The sequence below is a fragment of the Novosphingobium sp. MD-1 genome (genome assembly GCF_001014975.1).
Taxonomy (GTDB): domain Bacteria; phylum Pseudomonadota; class Alphaproteobacteria; order Sphingomonadales; family Sphingomonadaceae; genus Novosphingobium.
Genome location: NZ_BBXA01000031.1, coordinates 45,521 through 60,876, shown reverse-complemented (window position 1 = coordinate 60,876; position 15,356 = coordinate 45,521). Strand labels below are relative to the sequence as shown.

At 65.6% G+C, this 15,356-nt stretch carries 13 protein-coding genes; 6 read left to right on the top strand and 7 right to left on the bottom strand.

Annotated elements, in window-relative coordinates:
• Positions 1 to 44: 44 nt before the first annotated feature.
• From NMD1_RS16180 to dusB, 4 genes are all read right to left on the bottom strand, one after another.
• A complete protein-coding gene (locus NMD1_RS16180) occupies positions 45 to 2,291 on the bottom strand; it encodes an ATP-binding protein (protein WP_124807369.1) in 2,247 nt (748 codons plus the stop codon).
• A gap of 79 nt (positions 2,292 to 2,370) precedes the next feature.
• Entirely contained in the window at positions 2,371 to 3,843 is a 1,473-nt protein-coding gene (locus tag NMD1_RS16175) for a sigma-54 dependent transcriptional regulator (RefSeq protein ID WP_125955555.1), read from the bottom strand.
• The gene (locus tag NMD1_RS16170; RefSeq protein WP_124807371.1) at positions 3,840 to 4,961 is read right to left on the bottom strand and encodes a nitrogen regulation protein NR(II); all 1,122 of its coding nucleotides are present in this window, start codon (positions 4,959 to 4,961) and stop codon (positions 3,840 to 3,842) included. Before NMD1_RS16170 ends, NMD1_RS16175 begins: the two co-directional genes overlap by 4 nt.
• The gene (gene dusB / locus NMD1_RS16165) at positions 4,958 to 5,974 is read right to left on the bottom strand and encodes a tRNA dihydrouridine synthase DusB (RefSeq protein WP_125955552.1); all 1,017 of its coding nucleotides are present in this window, start codon (positions 5,972 to 5,974) and stop codon (positions 4,958 to 4,960) included. Before dusB ends, NMD1_RS16170 begins: the two co-directional genes overlap by 4 nt.
• 82 nt (positions 5,975 to 6,056) lie before the next feature.
• Between dusB and NMD1_RS16160 the strand changes: the two genes are divergently transcribed.
• From NMD1_RS16160 to NMD1_RS16150, 3 genes are read left to right on the top strand one after another with little or no spacing between them, the layout of a single operon-like run.
• Positions 6,057 to 7,241 (top strand): bifunctional 2-C-methyl-D-erythritol 4-phosphate cytidylyltransferase/2-C-methyl-D-erythritol 2,4-cyclodiphosphate synthase, encoded by a 1,185-nt coding sequence (locus NMD1_RS16160; RefSeq protein ID WP_125955549.1) that lies wholly within the window; start codon positions 6,057 to 6,059, stop codon positions 7,239 to 7,241.
• Positions 7,242 to 7,252: 11 nt separating this feature from the next.
• Complete coding sequence (locus tag NMD1_RS16155; RefSeq protein WP_125955546.1) at positions 7,253 to 7,810, top strand: hypothetical protein; 558 nt, start codon at positions 7,253 to 7,255, stop codon at positions 7,808 to 7,810.
• A gap of 18 nt (positions 7,811 to 7,828) precedes the next feature.
• Positions 7,829 to 8,332 (top strand): CinA family protein, encoded by a 504-nt coding sequence (locus NMD1_RS16150; RefSeq protein ID WP_125955543.1) that lies wholly within the window; start codon positions 7,829 to 7,831, stop codon positions 8,330 to 8,332.
• Here the strand turns inward: NMD1_RS16150 and NMD1_RS16145 are convergent.
• Both NMD1_RS16145 and lipA read right to left on the bottom strand, forming a co-directional pair.
• A complete protein-coding gene (locus tag NMD1_RS16145) occupies positions 8,293 to 8,754 on the bottom strand; it encodes a type II toxin-antitoxin system RatA family toxin (protein WP_124807376.1) in 462 nt (153 codons plus the stop codon). The genes NMD1_RS16150 and NMD1_RS16145 overlap by 40 nt on opposite strands.
• Positions 8,755 to 8,760: 6 nt before the next feature.
• A complete protein-coding gene (gene lipA, locus NMD1_RS16140; RefSeq protein ID WP_124807377.1) occupies positions 8,761 to 9,705 on the bottom strand; it encodes a lipoyl synthase in 945 nt (314 codons plus the stop codon).
• Positions 9,706 to 9,771: 66 nt separating this feature from the next.
• Between lipA and NMD1_RS16135 the strand changes: the two genes are divergently transcribed.
• A complete protein-coding gene (locus tag NMD1_RS16135) occupies positions 9,772 to 10,425 on the top strand; it encodes a carbonic anhydrase (protein WP_125955541.1) in 654 nt (217 codons plus the stop codon).
• 84 nt (positions 10,426 to 10,509) lie between these two features.
• Here NMD1_RS16135 and NMD1_RS16130 read toward each other — a convergent pair whose 3' ends face one another.
• Entirely contained in the window at positions 10,510 to 11,853 is a 1,344-nt protein-coding gene (locus NMD1_RS16130) for a hypothetical protein (protein WP_223806397.1), read from the bottom strand.
• Between the two features lie 320 nt (positions 11,854 to 12,173).
• Here NMD1_RS16130 and gyrA point away from each other — a divergent pair, with 320 nt between their 5' ends.
• Together gyrA and NMD1_RS16120 are read left to right on the top strand one after the other, a co-directional pair.
• Entirely contained in the window at positions 12,174 to 14,909 is a 2,736-nt protein-coding gene (gyrA, locus tag NMD1_RS16125) for a DNA gyrase subunit A (RefSeq protein WP_124807379.1), read from the top strand.
• The gene (locus NMD1_RS16120) at positions 14,906 to 15,256 is read left to right on the top strand and encodes a DUF952 domain-containing protein (RefSeq protein WP_125955539.1); all 351 of its coding nucleotides are present in this window, start codon (positions 14,906 to 14,908) and stop codon (positions 15,254 to 15,256) included. Before gyrA ends, NMD1_RS16120 begins: the two co-directional genes overlap by 4 nt.
• Positions 15,257 to 15,356 lie beyond the last annotated feature (100 nt).

Genomic DNA, 15,356 nt, shown 5'->3' with positions numbered 1-15,356 from the left:
CGTAAATCGAGCAGGTTCCGTAAATCTTGATTTCACGCGCCGGTTCAGGAGACCGTGACGACGCCAGGTGGTTCCGGTGCCGCCGCCGCTTCGGATTGCGGCTCGCGCGCGAAGCGCATGGAGACGCACGTGCCACCTTCATCCGCCGATGAGAACGTCATTTCCCCGCCGTGTTCCTCGACGATCTTGTTCACGATGGCGAGCCCCAGACCGGTGCCCTTCTCGCGCGTGGTCATATACGGTTCCAGGATGCGCTCGCGCTCCGCCGGAAGGCCGATCCCGTTGTCGGTGACGGTGACGGTAACGGCGGTATCGGTGCTGGCCAGGTGCACGGCGATGCGCCCCCTGAAATCGACATCCTCCTTGCGCGCCCGGCTGTCGATCGCTTCCGCCGCGTTCTTGAGCACGTTGGTCATCGCCTGGCCGAACTGGTGCCGATCGCACTGGATAGCGGCCGAATCCCCGTCGGAACTGAAGCTATAGGTGATCTCGGTATGCGCCACTTCCTGAAGGAACAGCGCCTGCCGCACGAGATCGCTCGCATCCTCGGCCCTGAACACGGGCTTGGGCAACCGCGCGAACGACGAGAATTCGTCGACCATCTTCCGCAGATCGCCCACTTGCCGGATGATGGTGCTGGTCAGTTCCTCGAACAGCTCCGGGTCGGTGGTGATTTGCCTTCCATAGCGGCGGCGCAGGCGTTCGGTGGCAAGCTGGATCGGCGTCAGCGGGTTCTTGATCTCGTGCGCGATCCGGCGCGCCACGTCGGACCAGGCCGCGCGCCGCTGGTCCAGCAACTGGCGGGTGATGTCCTCGAAGGTGATGACGTGGCCGTTGCGATCGGCGGTGATTTTCACTGCCAGCGTCAGCAGATCGCCGCCCTTGGCATACTGAACGATGCCACCGTGCTGGCCGCTGGCGGCAAGCTGGGAGAACTGCGGGGCGATCCGGTCCAGCGGGCGGCCGAGCAGATCGGGCGCGCCCGCCGCCTGCAGGAGCTTTTGCGCCGAACTGTTCACGAGCTGGATGGTCCCGTCAGGTCCGACCGAAATAATGCCGGCGGTAATTGATTCCAGCACCGCCTCGATGAAGGCGCGGCGCACCTCGAGCTGGCTGTTGGCGCTGACCAGCGCCTGCGTCTGTCCTTCAAGTTGCGCGGTCATGCGGTTGAACGCGCGCGCAAGCAGCGCGATTTCGTCGGTGCCACCGCGATGCGCCACGCGCATGGAGAAATTGCCGCTACCCACCGTCCGCGCGGCGGACACCAGTTCCACCAGCGGAGAAACCTGCCGGTCGGCGAAGCGCAGCGCCACCCACACCGCCAGCCCCACGAGCGCCAGGCTGATCGTGAGCAGCGCGAGGTTGAATCGCAACTGCAGCGCGCGCGCGCGGCCGCTGAGAATGTCATAGGCCTTGAGCACGCTCTGCGCGCGCGCCCATTGGTTGAGCGCCAAGGTATCGGAATTGCGCGCGACATAAAGATAAATGCCCCGCACGGGATCGACCGTGGAGATCGCCTCGATCCGCTGGGCGGAAGCCTTGACCACCACGGCTTCGCCCGCATTGAGCCGTTTCATATCGTCGGGCGTGATCCGCTCGCGGCTCTCGTCGCTGTTGGGATCGACAATGGCGGCGGTGCGCAAATTGCCGTCCGGTCCCTTTTCGATCAGCGCGGATTCGTTCAGCTTGCGGCTTATCACCTGCCACGAATACCCCTCGGCAAAGTCCTGGCTGGTGATCGGCGTCTGGTTCAGATAGGCGCGCATATCGCTGGCCATGGCTACGCTTTCGTTGCCGACATCGCGCAGCTTGTCCGCGTAGTATCCGCGCGCCAGACTGTTGGCGTTCTCCAGCATTCCGCGCGAGTTGTCGGAAAACCAGAACTCCACGCCCGACTGGAACAGCAGCGAGGCGAAGATCACCACCAGCAGGGTCGGGATCGCGGCGATCAGCGAAAACAGCCAGACAAGGCGGACGTGCAGGCGCCCACTGGCGCCCAGACCACTCTGTTTGGCACGGCGCAGCGCGATCCGCCGGCCCACAAGCACGATCAGCGCCATGGCCGGAACCAGCGTGCCGATCAGCAGCGTGGACGTCAGCCGCGAAGGCAGCAACTGGTTGCTGGCAGTATTGGCGCTGACCGCCATCCAGCTTACCGCCAGCATGGCGACAAGCGCGGTCGTGGCGACGAGTTCCAACAGAAAGAACACGTTGGCGCGCCGCAGGCCGATCAGCAAGCGCCGCCACCAGCGCGGCGAGCGGTTCACGCCAGCTTTGCCTTCACCAACCATAGTTGCTCATATACAACACCGCTGTTGCACAAGCGCAAGTAAATTCTGCCGTTCGGCCGGAAGTGGAACGATCCGGAAATCAGACGCGCTGGATCGCCTCGTCGGGATGGATGCCCAGTTCGGCCAGACGTTTGCGCAAGGTGTTGCGATTGATCCCCAGCAAGTGGGCCGCGCGCAGCTGGTTTCCGCCGGTCTGCGACAAGGCATGAAGGAACAGCGGCTTTTCGAAGGCGGCCAGCGCCTCATCATAGAGAGCACCAGCTGCGGGACGCGCCTGCTCCAACCAGTGCGCCAGCGCGGAGGCGAAATCGGTCGCCCCGCCCTCACCCGTCGTGCCGCCGCTGGCCGTGGCGTGCGCGCCGATGTCTTCGACTGGCCGAGGGGATGCCGGACCGTCCTGGATCAGCAGGGGCTCGATCGCGCTGGCGTCAATCACTTCGTCGCGCGCCAGCAGCGCGAGGCGATAGATGAAGTTGCGCAGTTCACGCACGTTGCCGCGCCACGGTTGCTGGGCGAGCAAGGCCACGCCGCCGGGCGAAAGCTGGCGGCGCGGCAGCCCTTCGGACGCGGCCTGGAACAGGAAATGCCGCGACAACGCCTCGATATCGTCCGCCCGATCGCGCAAGGGGGGCAATTCGATCGGCACGACCGCAAGGCGGTAGTACAGATCTTCGCGGAACTGCCCGGCCGCGATCATCGGCAGCAGATCCTTGTTGGTGGCCGCGATGATACGGCAATCCAGCGTGATTTCGTCACGCCCGCCGACGCGGCGGATCCGCCCGGACTGGAGCGCGCGCAGCAACCTGGTCTGCGCCTGCATCGGCATGTCGCCGATTTCGTCGAGGAACAGCGTGCCGCCGCTCGCCTGCTCGAACTTGCCGACATGGCGCGCCACCGCGCCTGTGAACGCGCCTTTTTCGTGGCCGAACAGTTCGCTTTCGATCAGTTCTCCGGGAATGGCCGCGGTGTTCACCGCCACGAACGGCCCGGCGGAGCGATTGCCAAGTTGATGGACCGCTTCGGCGACCAGTTCCTTGCCCGTTCCGGACTCACCCAGGATCAGGACGGTAAGATCGTTGCGCAGGACGCGCGTGATCATGCGATAGACCGCCTGCATGGCCTGGCTGCGCCCGACCAGCGGCAGCGCCTGTGGCACGTCTTCGTGCTCGTTCTCGGTTTCCGTGGTCGCCGCCGAGGCAAAAGCCTGGCGCACGGTGCGGACAAGTTCCTCAAGATCGAAAGGCTTCGGGAAATATTCGAAGGCGCCGGTATCACTGGCACGCACGGCGGTATCCAGCGTGTTCTGGGCGGACAGGATGATGATCGGCAGCCGCGGATAGCCCTGCCGCACGCGTCCCAGCGTTTCGATGCCGTCGCCATCGGTCAGCATCACGTCGGTCAGCATCAGCCCATAGCGCTGGCCGGCCAGCAGCCGGTCGCGTTCGGCGATGCTGTCGCAGCGGTCGACGAGGAAGCCCTCCGCTTCCAGCGCCGCGGTGATGACCAGGGCGATCGAGGCGTCGTCCTCCACCAGCAGGACGTACTTCTTCATGCCTGTCCTCTCACCGTTCCCGCCACCGGCAGATGCAGGCGGAAATGCGTCCAGCCCCGTGCCTCGTCCCGATCATGGCTGATCCGCCCGTTCATTTCACGCACCAGCTTCTGCACCAGCGCCAGTCCCAGCCCCTGCCCCTGCTTCTTGGCGGTGACGAACGGCTCGAAAATATGGTCGCGCAGCGCGGGGTCTATGCCAGGCCCGTTATCGCTCACGCGAAGTTCGATCGGCAGGCGCAAGGGTTTGCCTTCCGGCCCCGTGTGCAACTGGATACCGCTGGCGAAGCGCGTGCGCACCGCGATGCGGCGGTCCGTCTGCCCTTCGCACGCCTCACGCGCGTTGGTCAGAAGATTCAGCAGGACCTGCACCAGAGCGTCGGGATTGGCCATGATCGGCGGCAGCGACGGGTCGAACTCCTCTTCGATCACCACCCGGCCCGGGTCGCTTGCCGCGATAACCGCCTGCGCGCGCCGCACCGCTTCATGCAGATTGCACGGCACCGCCGGTTCCTGGCTGCGCCGAGAAAGCGACTGCATCTGGTCGATCAGTTTCGCAATGCGGTCGACTTCCGAGGTGATCAATTCCGTCAGCGCCCGGTCGCTTCCTTCCAGTTTGCGATTGAGAAGCTGGGCCGCCCCCCTGATTCCCGCGAGCGGATTCTTGATCTCGTGCGCCAAGACTTCGGGCGCGCGCAGCGTTACCCCGCCCTGATCGCTTGCCCCGCCCACGCTGCCGCCCAGCGCCTCGACCCCGATGGGTTCGTGCAGCACGAGCAATTGCCAGCCCGGGGTATGCGCCACCGGCGCGGTCATGACGTCAAGCCTGCGCGCGGGCTGGTTGTTGATCCGAACTTGCGCGTCGCGCGCGGAAAGCTGCGCCTCGCCTTCCGTGAGACGGTTCATGATCAGTGGTTCGTCGAACTCGAACAGGCTCGACACGCGGCGCCCCACGAGGCGGCTCGCTCCCTGCCCCGTCAACTGTTCGGCGGCCGGGTTGGCGGAGACGATCGACAGGTCGGGCGCGATCAGCAGAACCGCCATCGGCATGCTGCCGATCAGGCGCTTGGCATCCGGCCTGGCCGCGTCGGGCAGGCGCCAGTCCGCCGCCCCGGTCATGCCGCCGCGCGATGCTCCGCGGGCGCGTAGAAGCGTGCCAGGCTATCGAGCACTTCGCGCGGGTCATCGATGAAGTTCACCCGGTTGCGGAATTCGGCCGATCCGGGCAGCCCCTTGGTGTACCAGCCAAGATGCTTGCGCGCCATTTTCACGCCGGTTTCCGCGCCGTAGTGCTCGAGCATGGCCTGGTAGTGTTCCACGATCAGCCGATACTGTTCGTCGATCGATGGATCGGCCCGCAACTGGCCGGTCTGGAGCCAGTGCATCATCTGCCCCAGCAGCCACGGCTTGCCATAGGCGCCGCGCCCGATCATCACGCCATCGGCGCCGCTCTGTTCCAGCGCGGTGGCCACGTCCTCGATGCCGCAGATGTCGCCGTTGACGATGACCGGCAGCGATACCGCTTCTTTGACCTTGCGCACAAAGGCCCAGTCCGCGCTGCCCTTGTACATCTGGTTGCGCGTGCGGCCGTGAACGGTGATCAGCTTGGCGCCGAGATCCTCGGCGATCCGGGCCAGTTCGGGCGCGTTCAGCGCGTTGTGATCCCAGCCCATGCGCATCTTGACGGTAACGGGCACGTCCACCGCCTTCACCGTCGCCTCTATCAGCGAAGCGGCCAGCGGCAGATCGCGCATCAGAGCCGATCCGGCATCGCCGTTGACCACCTTCTTCACCGGGCAGCCCATGTTGATGTCGATGATCGCGGCGCCACGATCGGCGTTCAGTTTCGCCGCTTCCGCCATCTCGACCGGGTTGCAACCGGCCAGCTGGAGCGAAACCGGCTCCTCCACGGCATCCCAGGCGGCCTTCTGAAGCGATTGGCGGGTCTCGCGGATCATCGCCGGGCTGGCGATCATCTCGGTAACGTTAAGGCCCGATCCGAAGCGCCGCACGAGCGTGCGAAAGGGCATGTCCGTAACCCCGGTCATCGGGGCGAGGATCACCGGACAATCGATACGCACCGGCCCGACCTGAAGCGGTGCGAGGCGCGGAGGATGCGGGAGCGTGCTCATCGTATGTACAAATCTGCCTAAAAAACAGGCAGCGCTTAGTCCATTGCGGGGCGCACGGCAAGGCTGATAGAGGCGCGCCCGCATGAACCACACGTTTCCCGATCCGGCCGGCAAGCGAGTCGCGGCCGTTGTCGTCGCGGCTGGCCAAGGTCTGCGCGCCGGTGGCTCCGTCCCCAAGCAGTTCGCCCAGTGGCGCGGCGCACCGCTTGTCCGCCATTCGGTGAAGCGGATGGCGGACGCAGGCATCGCTCCCATCGTCGTCGCCATTCCGGAGAACTGGCGCGCAACCGCCGAGGAGTCGCTCGCCGGGATTTCCGATGTCCGCCTTGTGGCGGGTGGCGCCACACGCCAGCTTTCGGTGCGCGCCGCGCTGGAAGCGCTCGAAGCCGACGCCCCCGACCTGGTGCTGATCCACGATGCAGCCCGGCCCGATCTGCCGGAAAGCGTGATCGCGGCGCTGGTGGAAGCGCTGACCCGGCACGAAGCGGCCATTCCGGTCCTTCCTGTCGTCGACAGCCTCGTGCGCGGCGGAGACGGCATGATGCTGGAACCGGCGCGGCGCGAAGGGCTTTATAGAGTGCAGACGCCCCAGGCGTTCCGCTATCCGGTGATCCTAGCCGCGCACCGTGCCTGGCAGGGCGAAGCCGAAGCGGGTGATGACGCGCAGGTCGCCGTCGCCGCCGGGCACGCGGTCGCGCTGGTTCAGGGTGAGGAAAGGCTGCGCAAGGTCACATTCGCCAGTGACCTGCGAGAGAGTGACCTTCAGGAGAACGCGGTGACGATTCCTTTTCCCCGCACCGGATCGGGCTTTGACGTCCATCGCCTCGTCCCCGGCGAGGAACTGTGGCTATGCGGGCTGCGCATCGATCACACCCACGGCCTGTCCGGGCACAGCGATGCCGATGTGGCGATCCATGCGCTGGTGGATGCGCTGCTTGGCAGCATCGCCGCCGGCGACATCGGCGACCATTTTCCGCCGTCCGATGCCCGCTGGAAAGGCGCCTCTTCCGACCGGTTCCTGGCGCACGCGGCCGAGCTTGTCGCGCAATCCGGCCACGCCATCGCGCATGTTGACGTCACGATCATCTGCGAGGCCCCCAAAATCGGCCCGCACAAGGCGACGATGCGCGCAAGGCTGGCGGAGATTCTTGCAATTGACATTGGCCGGGTGAGCGTGAAGGCCACGACCACCGAACGGCTTGGCATGACCGGACGGGGTGAAGGCATCGCCGCACAAGCCGTCGCCACCGTCGTTCCGGTCCAGTGAAAGGAAACGCCATGCGTCCTGTCAGTTCTTCCACCAGAATCGCCGCGACGCTGGTCGCGGGTGCCGCGCTTGTTCTCCAGTCGCAGGCCGCTCTGGCGCAGAATTGCCTGACCGAACGGGAAGTGACGGGCCTTGTCACGTTCGCGCTGCCGACCGTGATGAACAGCGCGATCACCACCTGCCAGCCTCAGCTTTCCCCCAACGGCTATTTCGCCACGCAGGGCCGGTCGCTTGTGGCCCGCTATGCGGCGGGCAAGGCCGCCGCCTGGCCCACGGCCAAAGCCGCCCTGTTCAAGCTGGGTGGGGACAAGGGCGATGCCCAGACGCGCGATCTTCTCGCCAAGATGCCTGACGAGGCGCTTCAGCCCTTTGCGGAAGGCATGGTCGGCCAGTTGGTCGGCAGCGGGATCAAGCCGGATCAATGCGTCGCCATCGAACGCGGTGCCCGCCTGCTGGCGCCGCTGCCGCCGGAAAACACCGCCGAACTGATCACCTTCATCCTGTCTGTCGCGGACAAGCCCAAGCCCGGCAAGACTCCCAAGCTGTTGATCTGCCCCGCGCAGAATTGACACCGAAAGCCTGATTTCATGGACAATCTGCTTCCCGCCGACATCGCCGATCTGGCGCGCCGCGTGATCGAGACCAATCTGGCTGCGGGCCGCAAGGTGGCCGTGGCCGAAAGCTGCACCGGCGGGCTAGTCGCTGCCGCGCTGACCGAAATCGCCGGCAGTTCGGCCGTGCTCGATCGCGGTTTCGTGACCTATTCCAACGAAGCCAAGAACGAGATGCTGGGCGTGGCCATGGACGTGATCGACACGTTCGGCGCGGTCTCGGTCGCCGTGGCCTGGTCGATGGCACAGGGAGCGCTCAAGCATTCCGGCGCGGACGTGGCGGTGGCGATCACCGGCGTTGCCGGGCCGGACGGGGGATCGCCGCAGAAGCCGGTGGGGACGGTCGTTTTCGCCAAGGCCGAACGCGGCGAGGACCCGGAAGCGGTCAATGCCGAGATGAAGTTCTTCGAGGACGCGAAGACGCGCGCGAACGTGCGCCGTCAGGCAACGCTGGTCGCGCTGGACCTGCTGCTGCCGTAAAGCGCTTCCGCCCGCGTCTCGAACGCGGCCACCATCTTGCGGAAGGCGCTGTCGAGGTACTGCCCGGCAAGCTTTTCGAAAATGACGTTGCGGAACGCGAAGTCGACCTGGAAATCGACGATGCAGCCCCCTTCCCCATCCGGCGCGAAGGCCCAGTTGTTCTCCAGCTTGCGCAACGGGCCGTCGAGGTATTCGACGACGATTCCCCGCGGCCGATCGAACCGCACGCGCGAGGTGAACTTCTCCTTCAGCGCGCTGAAGCCCACCAGCATGTCCGCGATCATTTCCGACTCGTTTTCCGAACGGATGCGCGTGGCGACGACCCATGGCAGGAATTCGGGATAGCGGCGCACGTCCGCCACCAGATCGAACATCTGTTCGGGCGACCAGGGCAGGCGCCGCTTCTCGGCGATATGCGGCACGCCCGATCAGCCCTGCGCTGCGGCCTTCTGCGCGGCCTTCGCCAATTGCGCTTCACGGGTGGCGCGCATTTCGCGGAAATCGTCACCGGCGTGATAGCTGGACCGGGTCAGCGGACTGGCGGCGACCTGCAGGAAGCCCTTGGCCCGCGCGATCGCGCCATAGGCCTCGAATGCCTTGGGCGTCACGAACTCGGCCACGCTGGCATGGCGGGGAGTGGGCTGGAGGTACTGCCCCATCGTCAGGAAGTCGATCTGCGCCGAACGCATGTCGTCCATCACCTGATGGACCTCGAGGCGCTCCTCGCCCAGCCCCAGCATGATGCCCGACTTGGTGAAGATGCGCGGATCGAGCCGCTTCACGTGCTCCAGCAGACGCAGCGAAGCGTAATAACGGGCGCCGGGCCGGATCGTGGGATAGAGCCGGGGCACGGTTTCAAGGTTGTGGTTGTACACGTCCGGCCCGGCCGCGACGATCGATTCCACCGCGCTTTCCATCTTGTTGCGGAAATCGGGCGTCAGGATTTCGATGGTCGTCTTCGGCGTGGCGCGACGCAGCGCCTCGATCACCTTGACGAACTGCGAAGCGCCGCCATCGGGCAGGTCGTCGCGATCGACCGAGGTGATGACGATATGTTCCAGCCCCATCTTCGCGGCCGCTTCGGCCACGTGATCCGGCTCAAGCGGATCGACGGCCCGCGGCATGCCCGTCTTGACGTTGCAGAACGCGCAGGCGCGCGTGCAGACGTCGCCCAGGATCATCACGGTCGCGTGCTTCTTGGTCCAGCATTCGCCGATGTTCGGACAGGCCGCTTCCTCGCAAACGGTGTTCAGCCGAAGGTCGCGCATCAGCTGGCGCGTTTCGCCGTAACCGCGGCTGGTCGGCGCTTTCACGCGGATCCAGTCCGGCTTACGCTGGCGTTCCGGGCGAGGCGATGAGGCTAGATCGTTCATGGCGTCCAGATAGGCGCATCTTCGGGCACTTGAAAGTGGCAATCGACCCGCGCATTAGCCTTCATCATGTCAGACGATTCATCGCCAGAGCTGGACAAGCTCATCGCCGGCTATCGCCGTTTCCGTGACCATGGATGGACGCCTCGCCTCGAACGCTGGCAGCAGCTGAGCGAAGGGCAGGAGCCCCGCGTGATGATCATCGCCTGCTCCGACAGCCGCGTCGATCCCGCGCAGATCTTCGATACGGACCCCGGCGAGATGTTCGTGGTGCGCAACGTGGCGGCGATGGTGCCGCCGTTCGAAACTTCCCCCGGCCATCACGGCGTGTCCGCCGCGCTGGAATTCGCGGTGCAGGTACTGAAGGTGAAGGAAGTCGTGGTCATGGGCCACGGCATGTGCGGCGGCTGCAAGGCCGCGCTGACGCAGGAACTGCGCGGAACAGAACCGGGCGAAGGCGGCTTCATCGCCGACTGGATCGCCCTGCTGGACGAGGCGCGCGAGCCCGTGGCCGAGGCGCACGGCACGACCGGGCGCACGGCCGAGCGTGCGATGGAGCAGGCCGGCGTCAAGGCCAGCCTCAAGAATCTGCGCACCTTCCCGTGCATCCAGCGCAAGGAGGCCAGGGGCGAACTCATCCTGCGCGGCGCCTTCTTCGCGATTTCAGACGGCGTTCTTCACCTGCTGGATGAAGCCAGCGGCGATTTCCATCCCGTCGGGTAAACCCCTGTCCGGGTGAAGGACGCAAAAAAGGGGGCGACCACCGTAGTGGCCGCCCCCTTTTTTCATATCATCTGGCGCCAGCGGTTACTTGGCGGCCTTGGTGGTCGCGTAAACCGTCCACAGCTTGGCCAGCGGCGCGCGGACGGCACCGGTGATCTGGGCGAAGGTGGCCTTGGCTTCCTCGTACTTGCCTTCATCGCACTGGGCGATGCCCAGGCGGGTCAGCGCGCGATCCTTGTCGATGTTGCCCTTCTGGATCGCCAGCTTGTAGAGATCCTCTGCCTTGGCGGCATCGCCATAGGACAGGTAGGCGTCGGCCGTTGCCAGCGCACCCTTGCCATCGGCGCCGGCGCGGGCATCGCGCTCCAGGCCGGGCAGCGAGGCCTTGTCCGCCGCGATGCGGCCCTTGGCCTGCGAGATCGCGTCCGCCACGAACTGGTCGTTCGCGCGCAGCACGCCGGCGGCGACGCCGGCTTCCGCTACCTTCAGAACTTCGCCCGGCAGACGACGCGGGTCAGCGGCCTCGATATATTCGACGTATTCGCGTTCGAGATACTTGGGATCGCTCTGGAACGCCCCCGAACGCATCATCAGGCGGCCCAGATCGAGCGATTCCTGATTGGTGAACGTACCGAATTCACGGGTCAGCTGGCCGGCTCCCAGCCAGTTGATCGGCGAGGGATCGTTTGCGACCATCATCGTCGACCATTCGATCGCCTGTGGCCCCAGCTTCGCCTTGTAGGCGATCAGGTTGGCGCGCTTGAACCAGTCGGCGGGAACGGTGCCACCGGCGGCCTTGCGCGTGTCGACGGCGAGCTTGAGCGCCTGAAGGCCTTCCGCCGACTTGCCCTGCTGCACGTAGGCATCAGCCAGCAGCTCCGCCGCCGTGTCCTCGCTGTAGTTCGCCTGCACGACCTTGGTCAGTGCATCGACAGCGACCGGCCAGTCCTTCTGTGTATAGGCGAAGTTGCCGAGATAGAACTGGTATTCGCTGACCTTGTCGGCGGGCACCAGCCCGCTGTCGAGCATGTTCTTGATGCCGCGCTCGCGCATCCCGATGTCGCCCAGCATGCCGCCGAGGTTCACCGCGAACTGGCCGGCCGTCATCCGGTCGGTGGGGTTCTTGATCGCGGCTTCGGCGGCTGCCAGCTGCGCCGGAGCGCCGGCAAGCTGCGTCTTGATATCGGCGTCCGAAGCGCCCTTCGCCTTGGCGGCGGCCGCATCGCCCAGAGCCTTCTGCAAAGGCCCGGCGACGGCGACGAATTCCTTGGAGAAGGCGCCGGCCTTGGCCGCTTCCTTTTCCTTGGCGACGGCGGCTGTCGCGCCCAGCGTCGCTCCACCCGCGACAAGGCCGGTTGCCAGCGCGGTCGCCAGCGCCATGCGGGCTGCACCACCCTTGGCAAACTTCCCGAAAGAAACCCGCATCATGCATTCTCCTGTTCGACCCGGAAACCCGAAGGCAAGCGTTGTGAAATCGCTTTTGCACCCTGCCCCGGCCGGCGTTCGTTGACTTGTGGCCGGCTCCGCTAGTGGCGCGGAATCATGACCTTTGCAACCGCTCCGGCGATACCTTTTGCGCAGTGAACCGCGATTGAACGGCACTTCGTCCCGCAACACGGTCAACCTGTCGCATGTGTGGAAAACTACCCCCGTAACGGCCCGAAATTCCCGGCGTTGCTGGCCATTCCCGCCCGATTGTCCTAGGGCCGGTCATCAATTCCCACAACCAGAGCGAAATAGCCACCGACGTGAGCGACGACACCACCATCATCGATCCCCCTGCCCCCGCGCCGGAACCCGAATTCCAGCGGATCGACATCGTCGATGAAATGAAGACCAGCTATCTCGATTACGCGATGAGCGTGATCGTCAGCCGTGCGTTGCCCGACGTGCGCGACGGCCTGAAGCCGGTCCACCGCCGCATTCTTTTCGCCAGCCAGGAAGGCGGCTTCGTCGCCGGGCGGCCCTATCGCAAATCGGCCAAGATCGTCGGCGACGTGATGGGCAACTATCACCCGCACGGCGACAGCGCGATCTATGATGCGCTCGCGCGCATGACGCAGAACTGGTCGATGCGACTGCCGCTGATCGACGGCCAGGGCAACTTCGGCTCGATGGACCCCGATCCGCCGGCCTCGATGCGCTACACCGAGGCGCGGCTGGCGCGCGTGGCCAATTCGCTGCTCGACGATCTCGACAAGGATACCGTCGATTTCACCGACAACTACGATGGGTCGCGGCAGGAACCCTCGGTTCTGCCCGCGCGCTTCCCCAACCTGCTGGTCAACGGCGCGGGCGGCATCGCGGTCGGCATGGCGACCAACATTCCGCCGCACAACCTGGGCGAGGTGATCGACGGCTGCCTTGCCTACATGGACAACCCGCTGATCACGATCGACGAACTGATCGAGATCATTCCCGGGCCGGACTTCCCAACCGCGCCGCTGATCCTGGGCGCGGCCGGAGCGCGCAAGGCCTATCACGAAGGCCGCGGCTCGATCATCATGCGCGCCTGCCACAAGATCGAGGAAGGCCGGGGCGACCGCCGCTCGATCGTGCTCACCTCGATCCCGTATCAGGTCGGCAAGTCCGGTCTGGTCGAGAAGATCGCCGAAGCGGCCAAGGACAAGCGGATCGAGGGCATCTCGGACATCCGCGATGAATCCAACCGCGAAGGCGTGCGCGTGGTCATCGACCTCAAGCGCGACGCCACTCCCGAAGTGGTGCTGAACCAGCTCTGGCGCAACACGCCCGCGCAATCGAACTTCCCGGCCAACATGCTGGCGATCCGTGGCGGCCGCCCGGAAATCCTCAGCCTGAAGGACATCATCGAATCCTTCGTTCGCTTCCGCGAGGAAGTGATCACGCGGCGCACCAAGTTCGAACTGAACAAGGCGCGGGACCGGGCGCATATCCTGCTCGGCCTCGTCATCGCGGTCACCAATCTCGACGAAGTCGTGCGGATCATCCGGGGATCGGCCAATCCCGCGCTGGCGCGCGAAACGCTGCTCGCCCGCGAATGGCCGATGGGCGAGATCGCGCCCTATATCCGGCTGGTCGAAGCGATCGAGGATGATGCCAGCATCGGCGGCGAAAGCTATCGCCTGTCGGAAACGCAGGTTCGCGCCATTCTCGATCTGCGCCTGCACCGCCTGACCGCGCTCGGCCGCGACGAAATCGGCGACGAATTGGAAGTGCTGGCCAAGGCGATCGAGGAGTTCCTCTCGATCCTGGCCGACCGCGTGAAGCTCTATGGCGTGATGCGCCAGGAACTGATCGAGGTGCGCGATGCCTATGCCACGCCGCGCGTGTCGCTGATCGCGCCGGCGGCGGACGGGATCGAGGACGAGGACCTGATCGAGCGCGAGGACATGGTCGTCACGATCACGCTCGATGGCTATATCAAGCGCACACCGCTCTCCACCTTCCGCGCGCAGAACCGGGGTGGCAAGGGCCGCTCCGGCATGGCGACGAAGGAAGAGGATGCCGTGGCGAACATGTTCGTCACCAGCACCCACACGCCCGTTCTGTTTTTCTCCACCGCCGGCAAGGTCTATCGCCTGAAGGTGTGGCGCCTGCCCGAAGGCGGCCCGGCCACGCGCGGCCGTCCGGTGGTCAACCTGCTGCCCGCGCTTGACCAGGGCGAAACGATCGCCGCCGTGCTGCCGCTGCCCGAGGACGAAGGCGAATGGAGCAAGCTCCACGTCATGTTCGCCACGGCGAAAGGCAACGTGCGCCGCAACGCCATGGATCTGTTCGCCAACATCCCGTCGAACGGGAAGTACGCGATGAAGTTCGAGGAAGAGAGCGAGGATCGCCTGATCGGCGTGGCCCTGTTGTCCGAAGGCGATGACGTGCTGCTGGCCAGCCGGCAGGGCAAGGCCATCCGCTTCCCGGCGGACGATGTGCGCGAATTCCAGAGCCGCACGTCCACCGGCGTGCGCGGCATGTCGCTGAAAGAAGGCGACGAGGTCATCTCGCTGTCCATCCTCCACCGCGTCGGCGTGAAGGATCAGGACGAGCGCGAGGACTATCTCCGCTTCGCCCCGTGGAAGGCGGAGAAGGAAGGCGAACCGCAGATGGCGGCGGAGCGCTACGCCGAGCTGGCCGAGAAGGAGCAGTTCATCCTCACCGTCTGCGCCAACGGCTATGGCAAGCTTTCGTCCGCCTACGAATACCGGCGCACCGGCCGCGGCGGCCAGGGCATCACCAATATCGACAACATCGGCCGCAACGGCCCGGTGGTGGCGAGCTTCCCGGCGGTGCAGGCCGACCAGCTGATGCTCGTGACCGATCAGGCCAAGCTGATCCGCCTTCCGCTCGATTCGCTGCGCGTGATCGGGCGCGGCAGCGCGGGCGTGCGGCTGTTCCACGTCGCCGATGACGAGCATGTGGTCAGCGCGGTGCGTCTGGCCGAGGAAGAGGGCAGCGAAGGCGAAGTGCCGGAAGGTGCGGCCGATGGCGAGGCGCCGTCCGAGGCATGACCCCTGCCGTCGCCTACAAGGTGCTGACCGCGCCGCAGATGGCGGAGCTGGCCGATAGCGGCCGCTTCGCCGGTGCGCCGGTCGATCTGGCCGACGGCTATATCCACCTCTCCACCGCCGGGCAGCTTGCCGAAACGATCGGCAAGCACTTCGCCGGGCAGACCGACCTGCACATCGTCACGGTCGATCTGGACGCGCTGGGCGATGCGGTGAAGTGGGAACCTTCGCGCGGGGGGCAATTGTTCCCGCACATTTACGGCACCGGCCTGCCGCTGGACGCGGTGATCGCCTATGGTCCGCTGCGGCATCACCCGGACGGCACGATCGCCCTGCCGGTGGCGGGATAAACGCTTCGCCCATCGCCAGCGGTCACTTGCTACCCCACTCCGCTACATCCGCTCGGCCTGAGCTTGTCGAAGGCCACGGGGAGATCTTTGGCCACTCACA